This window comes from Pseudomonas sp. Pseusp11, from assembly GCF_047304405.1.
GTDB lineage: Bacteria > Pseudomonadota > Gammaproteobacteria > Pseudomonadales > Pseudomonadaceae > Aquipseudomonas.
Window position 1 is genome coordinate 134,987 of sequence record NZ_JBGLZF010000006.1, and the last position, 22,922, is coordinate 157,908.

Genomic DNA, 22,922 nt, shown 5'->3' on the forward strand with positions numbered 1-22,922 from the left:
GGAGCAAAAGCCTTCAAACTTCCACTATATTGGACTCTTCCGCAAAATCTTGACCACCCAAGAAACCCAAAAAACTGGCGCTTCGGTCAAGTAATTTCCACACTGAGAAATATTGGTTTTCAGCCAGTCTTCAATTTATGCTTGAGCTCACAGTATGGAGGCTGTGATGAATGTTCAAACTCAGACGGAAAACATGGGCGTTACTTTTGGTCTACATCGTAGGTGTCAGTGGTTATATCTACTACCTTTACGTCGAGACTCAAGGCATCCTCACTGACAACATTAATAACAAGCTGCTGCATGCCGCGTTGGGCGCTTCGGCCATCCTCGGCGACCGCTACCATGACAATCTGATCGACAAACAGTCGAAAACGGAAGCGCAAGACTGGGATGCCATTCAGCGGCTTTCCAGGTTCAACGAGTCCATGGGCACCGCGTTTGTCTATAGCGTGGTCAAACGCGCTGGGGAAGCCTATCTAGTCAGTTCCAGCGCATCGAAAAAAGAAATTCAAGAGCAGAATTTCGTACGTTTTTTCGATCCTTATCCCGATGCCAGTCAGGCTTTGCTCGACAGTTTTGAGCGCACCGAGCCCACCTGGATCGATTACTCGGATCACTGGGGAGACTTTCGCGCTGTCTTCGTCCCGATGAAGTCCCAGGACGGAACGGTTTATGTAGTGGGGGCGGAGATGACGTTGGCGGATTACTACCACCAACTCAATCAGGACTCCCTGCACCATATCCTCCTTGCCATTCTGGTATTTCTCGCCTTCAGTCTTTTACGCATGCGTGCGCATCTTCAGCAATTGCAAATAAACGAACAGGTATTGAATCAGGCAAAAAATGCCGCCGAGGACGCTGATCGTTCAAAAACCAGATTCTTGGCCACCATGAGTCATGAAATCCGCACCCCCATGTACGGGGTTATCGGCGCGACCGAGTTGTTGGCTGGGTCTGCCCTCACTTCCGAGCAAAACAATCTGGTAAAAACGATTCATACCAGTGGACGAACCCTGTTGTCTCTTATCGACAATATTCTTGACTTGGCAAAAATCGAAGCGGGCAAACTTGAATTGAAGCCTCGTGTATTCGACGTGAGAGTACTGGTTTCATCCAGTATTGAAATGATCCGGCAAAACATTCAGGACAAACCAATAGTCCTTGAGGCCCAGGTCTCACCGGACGTACCGCCGTGGGTCAAAGCCGATAGCGATTGCCTTCGCCAGATATTGATCAACTTGTTGGGCAATGCGGTCAAATTCACCGAAGCCGGACAAGTATCACTCGTGGTCACGACTCGTGGTTACGGCCCTCGAGCGCGCCTCGACTTCTCCATACGCGATACCGGCATAGGTATCCCCTTGGCTCGGCAAAGCAGCCTGTTCAAGCCCTTTACCCAGTTTAAAGGGCCGACCAGTCAACGCTTTACCGGGAGCGGGCTCGGTCTTTCCATTTGCAAGAATCTGGTCGAGGCACAACAGGGGACGTTGTCCTTTACCAGTCAGCCTGGCGTTGGATCGACGTTCTTTTTCTCACTCCCCATGGAGCTTTTTTCAGTTTCGGAGATACCCATCGAAAGCAATCAGGCAGCGGTTGGTTTCGACGCTTCTTTTGCCCAGGATTATCCACTGGATATCCTGCTGGTGGAGAATCATCCAATTAACCAGAAAGTTGCTCTGGCGATGTTACAGGCATTGGGCTATACGCCTGACCTCGCGTCAAATGGCCTGGAGGCGGTCAATCAGTGTATGACATCGACTCCGGATATCATTTTCATGGATATCAATATGCCTGTTATGGATGGATTAGCGGCCATGCGTAAAATCCGCCAACGACCGCTGGGCGATACTTGCTATATCGTTGCTTTCACCGCAAACGCTTTTTCGAGCGAGATTGAACGTTTCAGGGCCGCCGGAGCCAATGATATTTTAACCAAACCGACAAACTTTCAGTCCTTGACCCGAGTGCTTCAACGAGCAGCCAATTACCGACAGCAGCTCCAGGCCGGCACGCGGGGAGTGAATACCATTTCAAGTTGACGCCAGAATCTGGCTGTTGATGGCGTACACCGTATCCTGACCCGGATTGGCTCCATCAGCCAATAAAAATGGGCGACCCCAAGGTCGCCCATTCTTATATCCGAAACTTTTAAACAGCACCTCCCAAAGAAGGTGTTCGCCCAGTGTAATGGCCTGGCAATCCATGCACCGGTAAAGAGCCCTGACACCGGGCGAACGGGAAGGATTTTAATAGAATTTGGCAGATATGTCCTCGTGTACAAACATGAAATTTATGCACGTAATATTTCGTTAGGCCCCGCTTACACAACGTCTACAAACTTCCTAAACGCACCGGTTCGACCATTAAAATTGATTGTTCTTATACAGCTATCCGCACAAGAACAATCAATACGTACAAGTAATGATCAGCTTGGGCGCTGGCAGGCCACTTTCAGCACATCGCTACAGGTCAGCACAACGCTCTACCCTACTTTCAGATCTTTCAATTTCACCGAATAACGTGGCGTCGAGAGCTCCAACTCAATACCCGGTCATCTCCAGATACCCCTGCCCCCCATGACTGCCGCTCAGCCGCACCGGCCCTTCCCAGTAAGGAATGCGCAAGTCCATCCAGGCCTTGGGGTTGAGGGCGTCGATAGTAATTTCGAGGTGCTTGCCCGGGATGTTGATCGACCAGCGCACAGGCATCGAACGCCCGGCGACCTTGGCGGTATCCTGCGGTGTGAGGCTGATGTCGTCGGCGTGCAGCAACTGCGTCTGCCCTTGGGCGTCGATCCAGGTGCCGGTGAGGTATGGCGCGCCGTCCTTTTGCCGCATGCGGTAGAGCATCACTTGCTCACCGCTGTCCAGGTGCAGGGAGAACCAGTCCCAACCGGTCTGGTTGGCGGTCAGCGGTTGGCTGCTCCACTCGCGGTCGAGCCAGGCCGGGCCGTTGACCGTGTAGGTTTTGCCGTCGATTTCGAGGGTGCCGCTGGCCTGGAAAAAAGGCTGGCTGTAGTAGTACGACGCCTGGCCTTGTTCGGATTTCTGGCTGAAGCCTTTGTCTCCCTGAAGTACCAGTGGCCGGGTTGATGTCAGTCGAAGCTGGTAGCTGAACGCCTTGTCGCGGGCGCTGAGTTGCAGGTCTGCCAGTGGGTTTTCGTCGGTGGCCTGACTGCTGAAACGCCAGTCATCGATCCATGCATTGAACGGCTTAAGGATCACTCCGGCCTGGCCGACACCGCCTCGGGCATAGCGTTCGGCGGCATGGTGTGCGGCGGCGGATGTCACGGCCGCGTGGCCCAGCCAGATAGTCTGATTGGCCCAGCCAGGTTGCTCGGGCGTCGCTTTCAAGGCGCTGCGAAACAGCGTCCATTGCGCGCCGAACTCGCGCCCCTGATCGTCCTTGAGGTTGGCGGTGACGTACCACCATTCAATGCGAAAGCCATCATGGGGGCCATGGTCCGCCGGGAAACTGAACACTCGCCCAGGCACCACCGGGGTAAATGCGGCAGCCTGATGGCCGAGACCGGCGAAGCCTTTTTCCGGCGCAGGCGTGTTGTCGCAGCCACTCAGCAACGCCAGTAACAACACGCCGACTTTAATCTTCATGAGCAAACGTCCTCAGCAGATCCGCCGGTTGCGTGCGATATAGCGAATACAACGGCCACGCCGACGCAAGCAACGTGGCGAGCAAGGCCAGGCCCATCAACTGCAACAGTTGCAGTGGAAACACCCGTAGCGGCAAGCGCCAGCCGAAGGCCTGAACGTTGATCACCGTGTCCAGGCACCACGCCAATGCGATGCCCAACGGCAATGCCAGCACCAACGTCAGCACCGCGAGCAACCAGGTCTGCCCGAGGTTGAGCAGCATCAACTGTCGCCGCGTCACGCCCAGCGCCCACAGCGGCGCGAGTTGTCCGAGGCGGCTCTGGCTCTGAGTCAGCAGGCTGATGAACAGCGCCACGCCCGCGACGCAAAGCGTCAGACTGTTGAGTGCGGCGGTGGCGGCGAAGGTGCGCTCGAACACTTGTGTGGACCAACCCTTGAGCCGGGCCTGATCGACGATGCGGCTGTCGTCCAGGGCGAAGCGCGCTTGCAGCGCGGCCAGGAACGCGGGAATCGACGCTGGCTCGATGCGCAGGTTGAAACGGCCGGGCGTCAGCTGCGGCCAGCCGCGCAGCAGGTGATTGATGTTGACCAGCAGATGGCCCTTGGGATTGCCGTAGTCGGCGTAGATCCCGACGATCCGTGGCGACCATGGACCGTTGGGCGTGGCAATGGTCATGTGATCACCCAGGTGCACCTTCAACCGCCGGGCCAGTTGTTCGCTGAGCATCAGCGCGTCGTCCTTGGCCAGCCGCTCCCAAGGGTCGTCGCCCAAGGCCTCCAGCAACGGCCAGTGCTGGCGATAGGTAGGGTGATCGATCACGCCGAAGACATCCGCCGGCCAGCCCTGCAACTGGATCGACACTTGCCAGTTGGGTAGCACCGCGCTGACTTGGGGTTGTTGTTTGAGCCAGCTGTGCAGCTCTCGAGCCTGAGCGGGGTTTTGCGGATTGACATACAACTCGGCAGTCAGCCGTTGTTCGAGCCAGTTGCTGAAGGTCTGGCGGAAACCGGCGGTCATGCTGCCGGCACCGATGTTCGCCGCCAGCGCCAATAACAGCGCCATCAAGGCCAGGCTCAGGGCCGGCAACTGCTGACGGCAGTCGGCGACGAACCATTGGCCGAGCACCGAGCGACTGCGCCGCAGCACCCGGTTGAGCACGCTGTTCAACACCACAGGCAAGGCCAGTGCGGCGCCGATCAACAACGCGGCCATCAGCACGAAACCACTGCTCAGACTGTCGCCGAACATCAACGCCAATACCGCGATCAGCGCAGCCATCGCCGCAACCCAACCCTGGCGCCGCAACCAGCGCGCGTGGGCCTGATGCCAGGCTTGCGGATCGGCCAGCGCCAGCAACGGCAAACGCGCCGCTCGCAGCAAACTGTTGGCACCTGCCAGCAACGCGCCGAGCAGGCTCAGACCAATACCGCTGAACCACCACAGCGGGCTGAGGCTCAACTGTCCCGGCACTTCGGCGCCGTACAAGCCGCGCAAACTGGCGGCGACGTCCGGCAACAGCACGCCGGCCAGCAGGTAGCCGCTGAGCACACCGGCGACACCACCGATCAACGCCAGACCACCCAGCTCGACGGCGAGGCCGGCAATCAACATTCGCGCACTGACGCCACAGGCGCGCAGGGTTCTGAGCAAGCCTCGACGTTGCTCCAGCGCCAGGCCGATCGCCGCGTGCACGATGAACAGGCCGACCACGAACGACAGAAAGCCCAGGGCATCGAGGTTCAGGTGGAAGCTCTCGGTCAGGCGCGCAAGATTGTTTTCTTCGCCGCTGCTGATGAGTTGGAGTTGGCCCTTGAACTGATCAGGCAGGGTCGCGGTGAAATCCTTGGGCAGCAGCAGGCGCGACAGTTGATCGGGCATCTGCAGAATCTGCTGGGCGAAGCCAATGTCCACCAGCAACACACCGGGGGCCATATCGGGTTGGGCACGCAGGGGCGGCAAGGTGACGCCGCTCTGGGCCACCGGTGTTTCACCTTCGGCCAAGCCCAACGCCCGCAAGGTTTGCGGCGAAATCCAGGTGCTGCCCGGCGCCGTGAAGAACTCGACCACCTGCTCGATCGGCAACGACCGCCCGGCCACTGCGGAACCGGCCGGCAGCGACACCGGTTCGATACCCATCAACTGCAAGCGCTGGTCTTCATGGCCCTTGAGCGTCACCCGGCCTCGCAACACCGGCGATACCGGCCACCCCGCGCGACGCAGGTCGATAAACAATTGCTGAGGAAACACCCCGCCGCCAGGCGCGCTGAGGCTGGCTTGAGGTTCGCCGCCGATCAACTGACTGGCCCGTGCGTAGCTTTCCCGTGCCTGACTGTTCAGCGCTTGCACGCCAGTCAGCAGGCTGGTGGCGAGCCAGAGCCCGGTCAGCACACTGAAAAATTGCACCGGATGTTGCCGCCAATGGCTGAGCAGCGCCCGCAGTGTTTCGCGAAAAACCCGCACTTCAGCGCTCGTCCGCGCCAGCCAGACGGCCACCGTGCAGCACCACTTTTTCCGCCAGCCGCGCGGCGACCCTGGGGCTGTGGGTGACCATCAACAACGTCGTCGGGCTGTCGTCGAGCAGCTCCAGCAACAACTTCAACACCTCATCGCTGGTGGCTTCATCGAGACTGCCGGTGGGTTCGTCGGCCAGCAGCAGTTTCGGTTGCGAGGCCAACGCCCTGCCAAGCGCAACTCGTTGCTGTTGCCCGCCAGACAGTTGTTCCGGATAGCGCTGCAACAGATCCACCAACCCAAGACGCTGCACCAGATGCGCCTGCCAGCGCGGATCGTGGCGCCCGGCCAGACGCGCCTGAAACGCCAGATTGTCTTCGACCCGCAAGCTGCCGATCAGGTTGAACTGCTGAAACACCAGGCCGATTTCGGTGCGCCGCCAGTGGGCCAATTGGCCTTCGTTCATCTGTTCCAGCCGATGCTCGCCGCTGCGAATGCTGCCGCGATCGACCTTGTCCAGGCCGGCGATCAGGTGCAGCAAGGTGCTTTTGCCACTGCCCGACTCGCCCATCAACGCCAGGCTGCTGCCGGGTTTCAATGAGAGGTCGACGCCTTGTAATACCGGCAAAGGGCCTTGGGGGGTGGCGTAGCTTTTGAAGACGCCCTGGACCGAAAGCATGAGAGGAGGCTCGTTGAAGGCAGTGGGCCTAGGATAGCGGACGGCAGCGGGACCGCGTTATCGTTTATCGCGAGCCTGCTCGCGATAAGGCCAGGCCATTTCATCAAAATCTCACTGCCCCACCGCCACACTCGGCACCACCGGCCCCGGCGTCACAATGCTCTTCAGATCGATGTACTTCCACGCAGGCACAGCGCCGAGCCGCGCATTGAAGCGATAGTTGAAAGTAAAGTCATCCGCCGTCGACACGCTCAACGGCTTGCCATACACCGCCTCGATCCCTGCCAGGTCATAGCCCATCAACTGCAACAACGTCGGGAAGATGTTGTAGTGACTGGAGCGGTCCTTGTTGGCCGGCAACTGCGCCTGCCAGTCCATCGTCTTCAAGTCGCTGCCCGAAATCACCACCAACGGCACCAACCCCTCTTCCTCCACCGGATCACTGCCGCAGTGAGTGTTGAGCCCCGGGTTACCGCGTTCATGCAGATCCTGCCCATGGTCCGAGGTGTAGATCAGCAACGCATTGCGCAAGTCCGCCTGGGCGAAAACCCGTGCGAAGAACTCGCCGACATTCCACAGCACGGTATTTTTATAGGCATTGCGGTACAACACCCAATCATCCGGCTGACCGTTGAAGCCATCGCGCTTACCGGTGTCCGCCACCTCGACAAACTGCCCCCGAGGCAATGTCGGGCGGTAGGCCATAAACGCATCCGGGTATTTGTCGTGTACCGGGAAATGCGCGCCGACCTTGTTGATCACCACCAGCTCCGGTATGCCGTCGTTGAGCAGATCGATCAGCTTGGCCGCCGCGGCCATGTCGCGGTCACGCACGCTGGTCTGGTCGAATTGCACGAACTCGTCGATGTCCTGCTTCTCGGCATTGCTCATCAGGTTCTGCAAGTTGCCGCCCGTGCGCTGGGCATCGATGTAAACCGTGCGCAGCCCGGCCTTTTTCGCGTACTGCCAGATCGACGGCAGCGTGGTGTTGATCCGCATGTAATCGCCACGGGTGCCGCCATAGCGCAGGGTGACGTTGGTGTCGGCGCTGCAATTGGCGATGGACGCGGCGTAGCCGTAATTGAAGATATCCACGCCCGGGTGCGCTTCCTTGAGGTTGCTGTGCACACCGAATGGCGTGTTGATGTCCAGGTAATTACCGGAAATGCTCTCGTCGATGATCAGTACGATGTCGTGGTCCACCGGCTGATCGATGCGCGCCAGACTCACCGGCTCGCGCGGGCCGACGGTATTGTGCAGCGCTTCATAGGTAAACAGATTCAGATAGGCCAACGGCGTGTACATGATCGGCAAGCCACGGGCACCCTCGCCGGCCCGCACGAACAGCACGACACTGAGCAGCAGCACGCCGAGCACCGGTGCCGCCACCAACAGCGCCCCCGGCAATGGTAGCCGTCGACGCGGCTTGAGCCCGATACCCAACAGCAGCAACGAGCCACTGACCATCGCGCCGATGATCGCATCGCGGTACTGGTAAGCCGCTTCCTGAATGAACCCACCGGAATACACCAGCGATACAAAACTGCTGTAGGTCAGGTAACTGGCGGTCACGTGCGTATACACGTCAAAGAAAACCGCCGAGCCAAACATCGCCAACGCGAACAAATGACGGATCAGTGTCTGACGAATATAGGCTGTCATGAACAGTGCGATCGTCAGCACCACGAACATCCCGCCATACAGCAACATCGGCAAACCGATGCCCAATGCCTCGAGACGATCGAGGTAATAGTCGTAGCTTTTGAGTAAATACAGAACCAGCAACAGTTCCTTGAAGTATCGGATCATGGTGGATGCAGTACCTCCATGGCTGCCATTGGCCAATGGAAACCAATGATTATCAGCCATTTTCTGACACTAGCACCGAGCCATGAAAGCGCAAGAAATGCCGGTTTTTTGCCAAAAGCGTCAAAAAAACATTAACTCAAATCTGACGCTTCAAAACGGCTGTAACCCTTGTAATACAAGCCTTTCGACCGTTTATCGTTTTCTTGAACCCCCTAAAAACCGCGACAAATCCAGCAACGGCAAGCACTTGATAGCAAATAGCCCGTGAAATCAGGGTTTTCAGCCCGCGCTACCCGTCATTTTGCTGACACGCTTTCCCAAGGCTGGGCTATACCCCTTTTGACAGTCTCATTTCAGTTACATCCACCGTCTTACGAGGCGCGCCAATATGGACGTAAGCGTATTTGGTACGGGCTACGTCGGCCTGATCCAAGCTGCGGCATTGGCTGCTCCCGAGGCGCCACGATCATGAAGATACTCGTCACTGGAGCCGCCGGCTTCATTGGTGCCCATTGTGTGTTGCGGCTGTTGAGCGACGGGCATCAGGTGTGCGGGCTGGACAACTTCAATGACTACTACGACCCGCAACTCAAACATGATCGCGTGGATTGGGTGCGCGAGCAGGTCGGCGATTTCCCCCTCGCAAAAGTCGACCTGGCCGACGCCGAGGCCCTCGACGCACTGTTTGAGTGTGAACAACCGCAAGTGGTGATTCACCTCGCGGCCCAGGCCGGGGTGCGTTACTCCCTGGAAAATCCTCGGGCCTACCTCGACAGCAATCTGAGCGGGTTCCTCAACATTCTCGAAAGCTGCCGTCACCACCCGGTCAGGCACTTGATCTATGCCTCGTCCAGTTCGGTGTACGGCGCCAACCAGCACACGCCTTATACGGTCAAGGACAACGTCGACCATCCGTTGTCGCTGTACGCCGCGACCAAAAAAGCCAACGAGTCGATGGCCCACAGCTACAGCCATCTGTTCGGCATTCCCTGCACCGGTTTGCGTTTTTTCACCGTGTACGGGCCCTGGGGCCGGCCCGACATGTCGCCGATCCAGTTCGCCCGGGCGATCGCCGAAGGGCAGCCGCTGAAACTGTTCAACTACGGCCAGCACCAGCGGGACTTCACCTACATCGACGACATCATCGAGAGCATCGCCCGCCTGATCGAACGCGCACCCCAGCCGGCACCGGACTGGAACCGCGAGCAACCGGACCCGGCCAGCAGCATGGCGCCATGGCGCATTTACAACATTGGCGGACAGCAGCCGGTAGAGCTCAAGGACTACCTGGCGCTGCTGGAAAAGCACCTCGGGCAAAAGGCCCTCGTCGAGTTGCTGCCCCTGCAACCGGGCGACGTGCTCAACACCTGCGCCGATGCCAGCGATCTGGCACAGGCCACCGGTTTCCAGCCACGGATAGAGCTGGATGAAGGACTCGGACGATTCATCGCCTGGTTCCGTGACTACTACCCACTGCGTAGCGCCCACTCGCCATACATGGCCGGGCTTTAGCGGAGGACTCTATGACTGGACATGAAAAAGGCATGTTGCTCGATCACATGCAGAGTGACAACCGCCTGGATCCCGAGCACCGGATGCGCCTCGACAAGGCGATCCACGTGCAGGGTCACGGCTGGGTGACCGGCCGCAGCGGTGGTCGGTCCTGGACCCTGTCGCGCACCAATCGGGTGCTCGCCTGCCTCGGTGCACTGGTGATTTTGCTGTTGATCTCCCCGGTACTGCTGGGCCTGGCACTGGCGATCAAGTTCAGCAGCCCGGGGCCGGTGATGTTCGTGCAGAAACGCACCGGCTACCGCGGCCGCATGTTCGGCATGTACAAGTTCCGCACCATGGTGGTCAACGCCGAGGAGCTCAAGGAGTCCCTGCGGCATCTGAACAAGCACGGCGCCGACGCCATCGACTTCAAGATCGACAACGACCCGCGGATTACCCCCATCGGCAGCTTCCTGCGGCGCAGCAGCCTCGATGAATTACCGAACCTGATCAATGTGGTGAGCGGCGACATGCGTCTGGTAGGTCCGCGCCCGACCTCGTTCAACGCCCATCGTTACAAGGACAGTCACCTTGCACGCTTGAGCATCTACCCCGGCATGACCGGCCTGTGGCAGATCTCCGGGCGCAGCAATATCGACTTCGACCAGCGCGTTGAGTTGGACCTCACCTACATCGCCGAGCAGAGCCTGTTGCTTGATCTGAAGATTCTGTTGAAAACCCCCTTCATCGTATTCAACGGCCACGGAGCGAGTTAAATGGACGGTTCATCGAATAACAGCCTGACCATCGCCAGCCCGAGCGAGTCCAACCTGACCTCGACCGTGCTCGACCTGGATCTGCGGATCCTTTTTCTGACCGCTGCCAACGCAGGCACGGGCACCACCACCAGTGCCCTGGCGCTGGCCAGCCAACTGGCGTCGATGAGCAACGGCCAAGTGCTGCTGGTGGACGCCAGCCAGTCGACGGGCAACCTCACGCAACAGCTGGGGCTGAGCAAAGAGCGCGGTTTTCGCGACCTGCTGTTCAACGACTCTCCGCCGCCGCTGCAGGACTGCCTGGTGACCGTCTCCAGCCTGCCCTTCCACGTCCTGCCGAACGGGCGGCACATCCGCGGTACCGAGCACCTGACCAGCGAACAGCTGATCCCGTTGCTCGAACAGTTGGTCGATCGGTATCGCTTCGTGGTGATCGACGGCGATGCGGTGTATGAGGCCGTCGACACCCTGGTCATCAGCACTTTGGTGGACGGCGTGATCATGGTGGTGCGCGCGGAAGACACCCGCTGGGAAGTGGCCCAGGCCGCGGCCCAACGCCTTACCCAGGCCGGCGCGAAACTGGTGGGCAGCGTCTTCAACCGGCGCAAGTACTACATGCCCAAATGGCTCTACAAAAACCTGTAAGCACCCACCTGAAGGATGAAGTCATGAATGCCAAAGTGCTTGTCCTGCTGTTGCTACCGCTTGCAGGTTGCTCCAGCACCAGTGAAACCCAGAACATGCCGGTGCAGATCCTCACGGCCGAGCCGGCCAACGCCCAGGCCACCGATATGCCCAAGGTCGAACAGACCTTGCGGCCCAAGGATGTGCTGGATGTGATCTTCCACGTCAGCACCAGTGGCTCGGAGGCTTACCGCATTCAGCCCGGTGACCAGGTCGCCCTGAACTTCACCGCGGCCAGTCAGCTCAACGGCACGCAACTGGTGCTGCCCGATGGCACCATCGAACTGCCGGGGGCCAACACCGCGGTGAAAATCGGCGGGATGACCTCGGTCCAGGCCCGGGAGGAAATCCAGCGCGCCTATAACCGCAAAGCTCTGTTCCAGCCCAATCGCAACCAGTTGACCGTGCTGGTCACCAGCCCGCTGAGCAACGAGCAAAACCTCAAGAGCGCCCTGAACCACCCCGCTACCGGCATGAGCCGGGAGATCACCGTGGGCAACGACGGCTATGCGAGTTTCCCGGAAATCGGCTCCGTGCCGCTGCAAGGCATGACCGTCAACCAGCTCGAAACGTTCCTCAATCAACGTTACGCGCAATTGCCGGGACGGATGACAGTCGACGTCATGCTCAAGTCCACATCGGGCAACGAAATCTATGTACTGGGTGAAGTCGGGCAGCCGGGCTCCTACCCGATTCGCCGCCCGGTCTCGGTGCTCGAAGCGTTGACCCTGGCCCGTGGCACCAGCGTCAAGGCGCGCCTCGATTCGGTGGTGATCATGCGCCGCACCGGCAACCAGGTGCAGGCCGTGCACTACGACGTGGAAAAAGCCTTGGCCGGTGACGCGTCGCAGATTGCTTACCTGCAACCGGACGACATGCTCTACGTACCCAAGACCAAACTGGCCAGCGCCGGCGAACTCGCGCGGCAACTGGCGGACGTGGTGTTGTTCCAAGGGGTCGGCTTCAGCTTCGGCTACCGCGTCGACAACAAAGGCAGTAACAACTAAAGCTCAGGTGACCGATCATGAACCCAAAGGAAAACTACCTGCATGAGTTCTTCAGGATCTTCTTCGCCAACAAGCGGTTGGTGAAGCGAATCTTCCTGATCTTTGCAGTGATCGCCCTGCTCCTGCCGCTGGTGCTCAAACAGAGCTTCGATATCACCGCGCAGGTGCTCGTGCAGTCCAAAAAACTCTCTCAGGGAGACGCCACCACATCCCTGACCCAAGGTGATGCCTCTTTCATTCCGCCGTCACTGGCGGATATGGAAACAGAGAGCAATATCCTGCGCTCGCCGGCCCTGATCCGTCAGACCATCAGCGACCTGCAGGCCAAAGGCGAGTACACGCCCAACCCCGGGGCCTTCAACAAACTGGTGACCGTACCGATCCAGAGTTTCGTGACCAACCCCTTGCGTGAATACGTGATCAACCCGGTGCGCGGCGCGCTCGGGCTTGCAATCGATCCGGTGCGGGACACCACCCTGGATACTTTCACCCAGGAGGCCATCGATAACCTGAAGATCGACACCCTGCCCGGCTCCAACGTGATCTCCATTATCTACAGCTCAAGCGATCCGGCCCAAGGCACCCGGTTTGTCGCAACGATGTTGCAAAACTACCTGGCCAGCCGTCAGGAACTGCAATCGATCGATCTGCCACAGAGCTTCTACGAAACCAAGAAGAAGCAGTATCAGGGGCGGCTCGATGGCCTGGAAGGCACTCGACTAGCGTTGCTCGAGAAGATCGGCGCGTCCGATCCGAAGGAAGAAATCACCTTCCGCCTCAACGCCATCAACACCGAGGAAGAGAACCTGAACCAGTATCAGGATCGCCTGTTGCAAAGCCAGCGCTGGCTCGACTACCTGAAAACCGCGCTGGCGGCGGCCAACAATACCACTCGGCTCAACGACTACACCTTCCCCTTCACCTTCACCACCACGGTGGACAACATTGCCTTCGAAGACCGGGAGATCCGGCAGATCGGTGAGCAACTGACGACTCAAGTCAGCCGCTACATGAACGACCTGGCGGTGTTCCAGCCGGGCAGTGAACCGATGTTGCTGGCCCGCGAGCAAATTACCCGCACCCGCCAGCAGTTCCTGAAAATCGTCAGCAACCGGATTCAGGAACGCACCAGCGACCTGGCGATTGTCACCTCGGTGATCAACCAGAAAACCGCGCGCATCGCCGAGTTCAAAAACCGCATCCACCAGTTGCAAGTGGCTCAGAGCAAGCTGCAGCAGATGGATACCGAGATCAATGCCTTGCACGCGGCGTTCTCCACCTACGCCCAGCGCTTTGCCGAAAGCAGCACCGCTCGCGCGCTGGACAGCGATTTGTCTAACGCCCGGGTGCTCAGCCCGCCGTTCGAACCGAGCGAGGTGGCGTTTCCCAAACCGCTGCTGATCATTCCGTTCGGGATGCTGACCGGTCTGCTGCTGGCGATTGCCTTCGTCTACGTGCGTGAGTTCTTCGATCACAGCTTCAAACATCCAGCGCAAATCACCCATGAACTGGGCTTGCCGGTGCTGTTGGTGATCAACGATCAGGACGTCCTGCCGAACAACCCGCACAAGAACTGGACCGTGCCTAGCCTCATGTATTGGGTGCGCCATTGAACGGGCCGCTCAACGCCAGCGCGCTGCCGATCATGCATTTGATCAGCAGCGGCGGCTTTTATGGCGCTGAGCGGATGTTGCTGGACCATTGCCTGGCGACGCCGGGGCACCACCAGGTGCTGTTTCTGGATGCGCCGCCGGCGCTGATCGACCGGTTCCGCGAGGCCGGGATCGACTGCCGCGCTTTCGCGGGAATTGGGCAATTGCTGGGTCATTTACGTTATCGGCGGGCTGAACATCCGCTGATCAATACGCACAATTTCAAAGGCCTGGTGTTTGGCTGGGTCGGCGCGACATTGTTTGACTTGCCGTTGGTGATTACCCAGCACGGGTTCACCCCGCGCAGTCGCAAGCAACGCTTCTACGGCTGGCTGAGCCTGCAACTGTGCCGCACCGCGTCGGTGAATCGGGTGGTGTGCGTGGCCGAAAGCATCGCGGCGCTGCACCGCAAGGCCAGTGTTCGGAAGGAGAAGCTGCAAGTGATTCCCAATGGTCTGCCAACCGCCAACGGCTTGCTGCCCCACAACGCCAGACACCCGCGCTGGCTGGCGGGCTACGTCGGTCGGCTAACCCATGAAAAAGGCCCGGACCTGTTTCTCGATGCGCTGATTACGCTGTGTCAGCGACATCCGCAACTGGACGCGGTGATGCTCGGCGATGGCCCGGAACGGGAAACCCTGCTGGCGCGAATTGCCGCCGCCGGCTTGCACAACCGCATCACCCTGCCGGGTTACCAGACCGACATGAACCGCTGGTGGCCGCAACTCGACGCGCTGGTGATCAGCTCGCGCACCGAGGGCACGCCGATGATTTTGCTCGAAGCAATGCAGGCCGGAGTGCCAGTGGTGGCATTCAGCGTCGGCGGAATTCCCGATGTGCTGGAGGATCGGCACAACGGTCTGCTGGCGCCCCCCACCGACAGCGTCGCCCTCGCCCGGCAGCTCGACACGCTGCTGAGTGAGCCGGCACTGGCTGGCGAACTGATCGACAACGCAAGACGTACGCAACAGGACCGTTACGACCTGAAGGCCTTGGCCGAACGCTGGTCGCAGCTTTATATCCGTACTGCACGGGAGGCACGCGCGTGATCTTTCCGCTCTCGATCGTCAGTCTGCTCGCCCTGGTCTGCCTCGGTTTGCTGGCCAGCCCTTACCCCTATCTGGCGCCCGGCGCGGTACTGGGCATGGTTGCTGTCGGTGTGCTCTACCGAAAACCCGCCTGGGGGTTATTGGGCATCGCGGCGCTGGTGCCGTTCGAAGGTTTCTTCAAGGGCAACGCGCTGTCGGGCACCAAATTCATCGGTGCGTCACTGGCACTGGTCCTGATGTTGCAACTGGCCATTCACCAGATTCCATCCGAGCGCCTGCGCAGCAACATCTGGCGCTACCTGATCGGATTCATGGTGTTGTACGGGTTGAGTATGATCAATACCGACAGCATGGACATGTCCCAAAGTCATCTACGGGATTTGAGCGTCGGCCTGGTGCTGTTTGTGATCACCTTGCTGATTGGCCGTGACTTGAACCTCGATCTGTTCGCCCGGCTGGTGACTCTCAGCGTCGCCGCGACCTCTGTGCTGGCCATGTTCTCCACCAAGTATCAGGACCAGGGCCGTGCCGCCGGGCTGCTGGAAGACGCGAACTCGTTTGCCCTGCTGATCGCCTTCGCCGTGCCGCTGGCCCTGCTGTTGGTGATCCGTGGCCCGAACCTGTTGCACCGATTGTTCTGGGGCGGCTGCTGCATTTTACTGTTGGGCGGCATGACCAAAACCGATTCCCGATCCGGGCTGGTGGTCCTGTTCCTGAGCTTGATGATCGGCGCCTGGCACTACCGCGCGCAGTTGCCACGCATCCGGCCGCGCCACTTGGGTTTTGCCATGCTCAGCCTTGCGCTCGTGATCCCGGTGGGGATTTATTCGATGCCGGCCGGTTACCTCAAGCGCATCCAGTCCTTGAGCGTCTTGAAAGAAGGCGCCAAAAGCCAGGACGAATCCCTCGGTCGCCGCACGTCATACCTTGTGGTCGGCAGCCAGATCATTCGTGAACACCCGTTACTCGGCTCCGGCCCCGGCACCTTCCCGCTGCACTACGCCACCTCCGGTTACGCCAAGGTGTTTTCCGCCAACCGCAAACCCGGCGACTTGTACCGTCGCGCTCACAACACCTACATGGAAATCTTCAGTGAACTGGGGATTCCCGCCGGGCTGTTGTTCGTCGGCATGCTCGGCCTTGGGATGTACAACCTGGTCCGCGCCCGTCAGGCCTGGATGCTGCGACGGGATTGGGAACAGGCCGACCTGATCACCCACCTGGGGATCAGTTATCTGTCGTTGACACTGTTTTTGATGTTCCTCAGCGCACCGAATCACAAGTACCTGTGGATCATGCTCGCCCTGACCTGGGTGTTGCGCCTCAAGGCTGAGGAACGTCCGCCGACGGAGGCCAGGGCATGAACCGCATCAGCATTGCCATCCCGATGTACAACGAGGCCAGACACATCGGCCGCACCTTGCTTGCCGCGAAAAAAGCCGCGCAGGCTGCCGGGATGGAATGCGAGCTGATTGTGGTCGATAACGGCTCCAACGATCAGGGCCCGCACATCGCTCGCCAGCTCGGGGCGCAGGTGCTGGTGCTGCCCGGGCTGCTGATCGGCGCCCTGCGCAATCGCGGGGCGGCGATGGCGACAGGCGAATGGCTGGGCTTCATCGACGCCGATATCGAGATGCCCGAGGACTGGCTCACGCTGTTGTTGAGCATCCAACACGCGGTTCAGGTCGACGTCCTGGGACTGGACCTGCACACCCCGGCCGAAGCCCCGTGGTATGCCAACGCCTGGCAACGCCGCACGTTGCGCCCGAACGATGAAGCGGTGAAAGCAGTGCGATGGCTGCCCAGTTCCAACCTGTTGATGCGTCGTCCATGGTTCGACAAGGTCGGCGGCTTCAACGAAAACCTGCGCACCGGCGAAGACAAAGATTTCACCATGCGCCTTTCCCACTCTGGCGCACGCCTGCTGTCCGTCAACCAGAGCGTTGCCCTGCATTGGGGTTACGAGAGCAGTTGGCGCGAATGGCTGGGCAAGGAGTTCTGGCGTCAGGGCAGTCACCTGCAATTACTGCGCAGCCACGGCTTGAATCTGCGTTTACTGCGTTTCCCGATGCTATCGATCATCGCCTGGGTGTTGGATTTCATGGCGCTATCCGCCCTGTTCAACGGTTCCACCCTACTGGCGCTATTCATGCTGTTCGTCACCAGCCTGCCAGCGCTCGCCCAAAGTCTGCGCCAGAGCCTGATACACCGCGACCTGCGCCTGATGCTGCAACTCTGGGGCCTGCATTGGGTGCGTCTGCACCTGGCGGGTGCCGCGCTCATCCTGAGCCTTTGTCGCTGGAATGCCAGGAGACCCGCCCGTGGCTGAATTCATTTTCTGGTGGTGCCTGTTATTGCCGGTGTACGCCTGGTTCGGCTACCCGCTGCTGCTGACGCTGCTCGCGCCGTTATTTCCCGCGCGGCGTCATGGGCCGGCACAGCCGATGAACGTGAGCATCGTCATCGCCGCGCACAACGAGGCCCAGTACATCGAAGAAAAGTTGCGCATCCTGCTCGCCCAGGATTATCAGGCGCGCTCGCTACAGATCATTCTGGCCAGCGACGGCTCCACCGACGACACCGTGGCCTGCGCCCGCAAGGTCATCGACCCGCGCATCAGCGTGCTCGACCTGCCCCGTCAGGGCAAGGCAGCCACCTTGAATGCCGCCGTTGCCCTGAGCACGGGCGAGATTCTGGTGTTCACCGATGCCGACAACCAATGGTCGACCGACACCCTCGGCCAATTGCTCGCGCCTCTGGCCGATCCACAGGTCGGGGCTTGCGCCGGGCACATGTTGATCCCGGTGGCGGGCCAGGGCCTGAGCCTGGGCGACAGCCTTTATCGGCACTACGAAGGCTGGCTGCGTATGGTGGAAAATCGCACCGGCTGCATGGTCTCCGCCGACGGCGCCCTGCTCGCCCTGCGCCGCGAGTTGTTCCAGAACGTGCCGGCGGAGGTCAACGATGATTTCTTCATCAGTACCTGCGCGCCGGTGGCGCTCAAACGCATTGTCTATGTGCCCACAGCCCGGGTGATCGACCAGGGCGTCGATGAGATCGACAAACAATGGCGTCGTCGTCTGCGCGTCACCGTCGGCGGTTTGCAGAGCCTGGCCCAGCGTCGGGAGCTGTTGAATCCCTGGCGCCATGGCTTGTATGCGATTGCGCTGATCAGCCACAAACTGATTCGACGCCTGGCACCGATCCTGTTGCTGCCGTTGTTGCTGAGCAACTTCTGGTTGTGGAACGTGCATGGCTTCTATCGCCTGAGCCTGATCGCGCAACTGCTCGGTTATGCGGTGGCCATCGCCGGCCTGCTGGATGTGCAACACCGTTTGCCCAAACCCTTTCGCCTCGCCGGCTTCTTCCTGGTGACCCTTGCCGGGATGAGTATCGGTCTGTGGCAGTTCCTGCGTGGACAGCGGTACGCGCAGTGGAACCCCGAGCAAAATCGTTGACAGGACCGCGTCATGGCGATCAGACAATTATTAAAACGCACCAGTGGCTGGCTCTATCTCAACTCGCCGGTAGGCCGTCACCAACTGCACGGTGCCGGGGTGATCCTGATGCTGCACCGGGTGCTGCCCAATGACCGCGCCGCCGACCTGCCCCATCGCAATGAGCTGTGCGTGGGGCCGAAGGCCTTTGCCCATCTGCTGCTCTGGTTGAAAAAACACTTCGATTGCGTGCCGCTGATGGAAATTCTGCAACCCGGCACCGCCATGTCGGAGCGCCCCAAAATCACGCTGACCTTCGACGATGGCTGGCGCGACAACGCGCTGAATGCCTTTCCGTTGCTGAAAAGGTATCAGATGCCGGCGAGTATTTTTCTCTCCACCGATTTCATCGGCAGCCGGCAACGCTTCTGGTGGGAAAGCCTGGGGGAAACCCTGTGGCACAGCCACGGTGAAAAAGCCCGGACGCACTTGATTGAATGCCTGCGACAGATCGGGCGACCGTTACCGGTGCTGCTCGATGATCTGGATGTGCAGCGCCGTAGCCTGGCGCTTTTGCATTTTCTGCAAAGCCTGAAAAGCCTTCCGCCGGGCGAACTCAACCGACTCACCAATCAATGTCCTGAAGAGTCGTTGCCCCAGGCCCTGGACTGGCATCAAGTGCGCGCGCTGGAAGCCAGCGGGTTGATCCGCTTCGGCCCTCACGGCGCCAGCCACACGATCCTCACCGAGCTTGACGATCAACACCTGGATGAAGAACTGAGCCGCAGCCGCAATGCACTGTTGAACGGCTGCAACCGGCCGCTGCCGGTCTATTGCTACCCCAATGGCGACCACGATGCGCGGGTGCGCGAGCATGTGGCCGACCACGACTTTGCGTTTGCCCTGGGCACCGCCAGCGGGATTTACCGTGGCGTCGACGATCCATTGGCCTTACCACGGATCGGCATCAGCCAGCGCACGGCACGCAACCCGGAGTTGCTGTCGTGGCGCATCTACCGCGGAGCCCGGCCATGAGTCGCAGCCACTACCTCAAACACCTGGCCCTGAGCATGGGCACCAAACTGGCGATGATCGGCCTGCGCCTGCTGCGTAACGTGTTGCTGGCGCGGATACTGGGACCCAGCGAGCGCGGCCTGTTCGCATTGCTCAGCACCCTGCCCGATTTGATCAGCGCCGCCACCAGCGGCGGGCTGAATTCGGCGGTGGGTTATCAGGCGGCCAAGCAACGGCCGATGGGTTTGCTGCTGAGCCAGGTGCTGGTATTCGGTTGCCTGCTGGCGGGTTTGCTGACGTTGCTGGTGGTGGCGCTGACCCGCGAGTTCGGCAGCGAACTCGACATCACCATACAACTGGGGTTGCTCGCCTGGCTGTTGCTGCTGGCGGTGCCGTTGACCGTGCTCAAGAGCGGCCTGCTGACCTTGCACAACGCGTCGGGCGGTGTGGTGGCGTTCAATGCCTTGCGGCTGGTGGAGTCGCTGGCACCACTGCTGCTATTTATCGCCTTGTTCTGGATGTGGAAAGACGCCGCGCTGGAAGCGGCGCTGATCAGCTGGCTGGCCGGCATCAGCCTGGTGGTGCTGGCCGGCTGGGTCTGGCTCAACCGTGCGCAACCCTTGACGTTGCAATGGGACCGCGCCAGCCAGAAAGAACTGTTGCGCTACAGCGCCCGTAGCCATCCCGATTTGTTGTTCCAGCAAGTCATTCTGCGCTCCGACTACCTGTTCATCGGTGCCTTGCTCGGCAGTACGGCATTGGGTCATTACGCCATGGCCAGCGCTGCCGCCGAGTTGCTGCTGATCGTCCCGGAAGCGGTGACCACACCTCTGATGAAACGCCTGCTGCAACAGGACGAAGGCATGGATCGCCTGACGCCGTTGGCCTTGCGCCTGACCGCCACGGTGATGCTCGGTGCCTGCCTGACCATGGCCGTGATCGGGCAATGGCTGATCGTCACCCTGTTCGGCATCGCCTATCAACCGGCCTACCCGGCCTTGCTGGCGCTGCTGCCGGGGCTGCTCGGCCTTTGCTATGCGAGCATCCTGCGCCTGGACTTGCTGGGCAAAAATCGCCCCGGCACGGTTTCGCTGCTGGTGGGCCTCGGCGCGCTGCTGAACCTGGCCCTGAACCTGTTGCTGATCCCGATGTATGGCATCGTCGGTGCCGCGGCGGCATCGTCCATCGCCTACCTGGCGGTGACCGTCGCGCTGCTGGTGATGTACTGCCGGTTGAGCGGCGTACCGGCCTGGCAAACCCTGATCATCCTGCCCAGCGATGTGGCACCGATGCTGCAGATGCTGCAACGGAAATCGGCATGAAACGCCTGGTGCTGCTGTTGAGCCTGGGTCTCGGTTTGAGCGCTCAGGCGGCGCCCATGCGCTGGACCGACATTCGCGACGGCAGCCTGTACCTGCAAGCGGACCGCCCCGACACGTTGACCATCCAGTGGGTCCCGGCGTGGCAGGCCGATGCCAACGAAGAACACCTGTACCTGCTCGACGGCAACGGCAACCTGAAGGGCGATCGCCTGATCGCTGCCAGTGAAACACGCGGCAAGCAGAGCTGGCCGCTGGCGCCGGGTGCCGCCAGTTATCGACTGGAAATTCCGGGCTACAGCTTCCGCCGCTACACCGTCGAACACGACGAACGCACCGTGGCATTGTTCGCCCCGGCCAAGGTGCATTTCAGCGCCGAAACCCGTGGCGGCGATGAGCTGTATTTCAAAGTCGCACCAGGGGAACACGCGGTGCTGGCCGGCAAATTTCACGGTGGCGTCAGCGCTCTGCTGGCCCAGCGTGTGGGCGATAACAAACAAGTGACACTGGCGCTGAAACCCTATCGCGCCTATTGGCAATTCGATCAGCTTGAACTGCCCGTCACCCAGGACGAACAAGTCTGGCGCCTGCGCCTGCAAGGCAGCGGCAAGGTCGCGTTCTGGCTCGATGGCACGGCAAACCTGTTCGCCCAGAACCCGCAGCAACTCAAGCCGCTGCGCGAGGACACTGGCCAGACCCGGCTGACCCTGCATAAAGAGACGCTCGGCCCGACCCCGAACCTGGGCATTTACTTGCCTTACGTGCTGCCGCCTCAATCCAGTTTCGCGGCGCTCGACGCCCTCAAGCCTCAGGCGGGCTCCTATTACAGTTTCGTCGACGTCACGGCGCAAAATCCGCACCACGAAGATGCGTTCCGCCAGCTCTATCAGAACCGCTTCGGCATCACACAGGACATCACGCTGTTGGCCGGCAGCCAGCGTCAGGCCGATCTGCGCGCCGACACCACGAGCAACGCCGGCCTTGACGCCTGGCTCACCGCCACCCGTGCCCTCGGTGGTGGCGGCACTCACTACATCGCGTTCGCCGACGAGCCGAATCTCAACTACTCGAGCTACGCCAACTACCAGGCGATCTTCAACAGCATGGCCCGGCAAGTGCGCAGCGATCCTGCCAACGCCAAGGCCGGCATTCGCATTGCCATGCCCGCCAGTTCGCGCTTCGTCAATGGCCCGTTCACCGACGATGCTGCCGACAAGCGCGGTATCGACTGGGCACGGCGCCTGTTGGCCGAGTCCGGCGAGCAGATCGACGCCCTCGCCTGGCATGAATGGATGGTTCGCGACCTGCTGGCGACCCGGGCCTACCGCGACAGCGTGCGTCGCGCCGCCGAACTGGTGGGCCTTGATGCCAAGGGCCGGCCACGCAAGGCCTTGCTGCTGGACCAGACCAACCTGTCCAGCGGCTCCAGTCTGAGCCCCTACGATCAGGAAACCCATTTCGCTTCGCTGTGGTGGGCCTCGGTTGTCATCAACTCGGCGCAGGACGGCTTGCTGGACATGCTCAACTGGTTCCAGGCCGCCGATGAACCGAACTACCCCAAAGGTATGGTGCGGGTACTGGGCGGCGATCGTTTCGAGCTCAAACCGGTGGGATTGGCTCAACAATTCATCCGGCAGCACTGGCTGAAAAACGTCATGCGCCTGGACAACGACGCCTTCGAAGTCGACGTGCTGGCGATGGCCACCGAACACCAACGCAGCCTGTTGGGCGTCAATAAGGGCGCGCGCTTGCAGCGTGTCGATCTGGCCGGGGCAACATGCCCGCTGACCAAGGGAGCGCTGGTGTATTTCGGTGCCGACAGCCGCAGTCGCGAAGGCAAATTCAACTGTCAGGACGGTCGCGTCAGCTTCGACCTACCAGGGCAAACCCTGTTCGCCCTGAGCTGGAGCGCCTCATGAACGTCCATGAGTTATGCGGC

At 60.3% G+C, this 22,922-nt stretch carries 17 protein-coding genes; 13 read left to right on the forward strand and 4 right to left on the reverse strand.

The window, feature by feature from the left end; translation table 11 throughout:
* Nucleotides 1-170 precede the first annotated feature (170 nt).
* Nucleotides 171-2,039 carry an ATP-binding protein gene (locus tag ACCC96_RS07140; protein WP_258669282.1) on the forward strand — a complete coding sequence of 623 codons (1,869 nt, stop codon included), beginning with the start codon at nucleotides 171-173 and terminating at the stop codon, nucleotides 2,037-2,039.
* A gap of 501 nt (nucleotides 2,040-2,540) precedes the next feature.
* On the opposite strand, the gene ACCC96_RS07145 is transcribed toward ACCC96_RS07140, so the two are convergent.
* The 4 genes from ACCC96_RS07145 to ACCC96_RS07160 form a co-directional block, all read right to left on the reverse strand.
* Nucleotides 2,541-3,611: a lipocalin-like domain-containing protein gene (locus ACCC96_RS07145; RefSeq protein WP_413695323.1), complete on the reverse strand. Its 1,071-nt coding sequence runs from the start codon at nucleotides 3,609-3,611 to the stop codon at nucleotides 2,541-2,543.
* The gene (locus tag ACCC96_RS07150) at nucleotides 3,601-6,072 is read right to left on the reverse strand and encodes an FtsX-like permease family protein (RefSeq protein WP_413695371.1); all 2,472 of its coding nucleotides are present in this window, start codon (nucleotides 6,070-6,072) and stop codon (nucleotides 3,601-3,603) included. The genes ACCC96_RS07145 and ACCC96_RS07150 overlap by 11 nt, the downstream gene beginning before the upstream one ends.
* Nucleotide 6,073: 1 nt before the next feature.
* On the reverse strand, nucleotides 6,074-6,742 hold the full coding sequence (locus tag ACCC96_RS07155; RefSeq protein ID WP_413695324.1) for an ABC transporter ATP-binding protein: 669 nt from the start codon (nucleotides 6,740-6,742) through the stop codon (nucleotides 6,074-6,076).
* Between the two features lie 111 nt (nucleotides 6,743-6,853).
* Entirely contained in the window at nucleotides 6,854-8,551 is a 1,698-nt protein-coding gene (locus ACCC96_RS07160) for a sulfatase-like hydrolase/transferase (protein WP_413695372.1), read from the reverse strand.
* A gap of 468 nt (nucleotides 8,552-9,019) precedes the next feature.
* Here ACCC96_RS07160 and ACCC96_RS07165 point away from each other — a divergent pair, with 468 nt between their 5' ends.
* From ACCC96_RS07165 to ACCC96_RS07220, 12 genes are read left to right on the forward strand one after another with little or no spacing between them, the layout of a single operon-like run.
* Complete coding sequence (locus tag ACCC96_RS07165; protein ID WP_413695325.1) at nucleotides 9,020-10,063, forward strand: NAD-dependent epimerase; 1,044 nt, start codon at nucleotides 9,020-9,022, stop codon at nucleotides 10,061-10,063.
* Nucleotides 10,064-10,074: 11 nt separating this feature from the next.
* A complete protein-coding gene (locus ACCC96_RS07170; protein WP_258669292.1) occupies nucleotides 10,075-10,821 on the forward strand; it encodes a sugar transferase in 747 nt (248 codons plus the stop codon).
* Nucleotides 10,822-11,466: a CpsD/CapB family tyrosine-protein kinase gene (locus ACCC96_RS07175; RefSeq protein WP_019648520.1), complete on the forward strand. Its 645-nt coding sequence runs from the start codon at nucleotides 10,822-10,824 to the stop codon at nucleotides 11,464-11,466.
* A gap of 23 nt (nucleotides 11,467-11,489) precedes the next feature.
* Nucleotides 11,490-12,512: a polysaccharide biosynthesis/export family protein gene (locus tag ACCC96_RS07180; protein ID WP_007937032.1), complete on the forward strand. Its 1,023-nt coding sequence runs from the start codon at nucleotides 11,490-11,492 to the stop codon at nucleotides 12,510-12,512.
* A gap of 17 nt (nucleotides 12,513-12,529) precedes the next feature.
* Nucleotides 12,530-14,125 carry a GumC family protein gene (locus ACCC96_RS07185; protein ID WP_413695326.1) on the forward strand — a complete coding sequence of 532 codons (1,596 nt, stop codon included), beginning with the start codon at nucleotides 12,530-12,532 and terminating at the stop codon, nucleotides 14,123-14,125.
* 32 nt (nucleotides 14,126-14,157) lie between these two features.
* Nucleotides 14,158-15,213, forward strand: coding sequence for a glycosyltransferase family 4 protein (locus tag ACCC96_RS07190; RefSeq protein WP_258674200.1), 1,056 nt, complete (start codon nucleotides 14,158-14,160; stop codon nucleotides 15,211-15,213).
* Nucleotides 15,210-16,577 (forward strand): O-antigen ligase family protein, encoded by a 1,368-nt coding sequence (locus ACCC96_RS07195; protein ID WP_019648516.1) that lies wholly within the window; start codon nucleotides 15,210-15,212, stop codon nucleotides 16,575-16,577. Before ACCC96_RS07190 ends, ACCC96_RS07195 begins: the two co-directional genes overlap by 4 nt.
* On the forward strand, nucleotides 16,574-17,542 hold the full coding sequence (locus tag ACCC96_RS07200; RefSeq protein WP_413695327.1) for a glycosyltransferase: 969 nt from the start codon (nucleotides 16,574-16,576) through the stop codon (nucleotides 17,540-17,542). Before ACCC96_RS07195 ends, ACCC96_RS07200 begins: the two co-directional genes overlap by 4 nt.
* Complete coding sequence (locus tag ACCC96_RS07205) at nucleotides 17,535-18,671, forward strand: glycosyltransferase (RefSeq protein WP_019648514.1); 1,137 nt, start codon at nucleotides 17,535-17,537, stop codon at nucleotides 18,669-18,671. The genes ACCC96_RS07200 and ACCC96_RS07205 overlap by 8 nt, the downstream gene beginning before the upstream one ends.
* A 12-nt stretch (nucleotides 18,672-18,683) precedes the next feature.
* Entirely contained in the window at nucleotides 18,684-19,685 is a 1,002-nt protein-coding gene (locus ACCC96_RS07210; RefSeq protein ID WP_413695328.1) for a polysaccharide deacetylase family protein, read from the forward strand.
* Nucleotides 19,682-20,986, forward strand: a complete 1,305-nt coding sequence (locus tag ACCC96_RS07215; protein WP_413695329.1) for an oligosaccharide flippase family protein — start codon at nucleotides 19,682-19,684, stop codon at nucleotides 20,984-20,986. The genes ACCC96_RS07210 and ACCC96_RS07215 overlap by 4 nt, the downstream gene beginning before the upstream one ends.
* Complete coding sequence (locus tag ACCC96_RS07220) at nucleotides 20,983-22,902, forward strand: hypothetical protein (RefSeq protein ID WP_413695330.1); 1,920 nt, start codon at nucleotides 20,983-20,985, stop codon at nucleotides 22,900-22,902. Before ACCC96_RS07215 ends, ACCC96_RS07220 begins: the two co-directional genes overlap by 4 nt.
* The last annotated feature ends 20 nt before the right edge of the window (nucleotides 22,903-22,922 follow it).

Coding starts and splice junctions, on each gene's coding strand:
- ACCC96_RS07140 (WP_258669282.1), top strand. CDS start 171: ATGTTCAAACTCAGACGGAAAACATGGGCGTTACTTTTGGTCTACATC.
- ACCC96_RS07145 (WP_413695323.1), bottom strand. CDS start 3,611: ATGAAGATTAAAGTCGGCGTGTTGTTACTGGCGTTGCTGAGTGGCTGC.
- ACCC96_RS07155 (WP_413695324.1), bottom strand. CDS start 6,742: ATGCTTTCGGTCCAGGGCGTCTTCAAAAGCTACGCCACCCCCCAAGGC.
- ACCC96_RS07160 (WP_413695372.1), bottom strand. CDS start 8,551: ATGATCCGATACTTCAAGGAACTGTTGCTGGTTCTGTATTTACTCAAA.
- ACCC96_RS07165 (WP_413695325.1), top strand. CDS start 9,020: ATGAAGATACTCGTCACTGGAGCCGCCGGCTTCATTGGTGCCCATTGT.
- ACCC96_RS07170 (WP_258669292.1), top strand. CDS start 10,075: ATGACTGGACATGAAAAAGGCATGTTGCTCGATCACATGCAGAGTGAC.
- ACCC96_RS07175 (WP_019648520.1), top strand. CDS start 10,822: ATGGACGGTTCATCGAATAACAGCCTGACCATCGCCAGCCCGAGCGAG.
- ACCC96_RS07180 (WP_007937032.1), top strand. CDS start 11,490: ATGAATGCCAAAGTGCTTGTCCTGCTGTTGCTACCGCTTGCAGGTTGC.
- ACCC96_RS07185 (WP_413695326.1), top strand. CDS start 12,530: ATGAACCCAAAGGAAAACTACCTGCATGAGTTCTTCAGGATCTTCTTC.
- ACCC96_RS07190 (WP_258674200.1), top strand. CDS start 14,158: ATGCATTTGATCAGCAGCGGCGGCTTTTATGGCGCTGAGCGGATGTTG.
- ACCC96_RS07200 (WP_413695327.1), top strand. CDS start 16,574: ATGAACCGCATCAGCATTGCCATCCCGATGTACAACGAGGCCAGACAC.
- ACCC96_RS07210 (WP_413695328.1), top strand. CDS start 18,684: ATGGCGATCAGACAATTATTAAAACGCACCAGTGGCTGGCTCTATCTC.
- ACCC96_RS07215 (WP_413695329.1), top strand. CDS start 19,682: ATGAGTCGCAGCCACTACCTCAAACACCTGGCCCTGAGCATGGGCACC.
- ACCC96_RS07220 (WP_413695330.1), top strand. CDS start 20,983: ATGAAACGCCTGGTGCTGCTGTTGAGCCTGGGTCTCGGTTTGAGCGCT.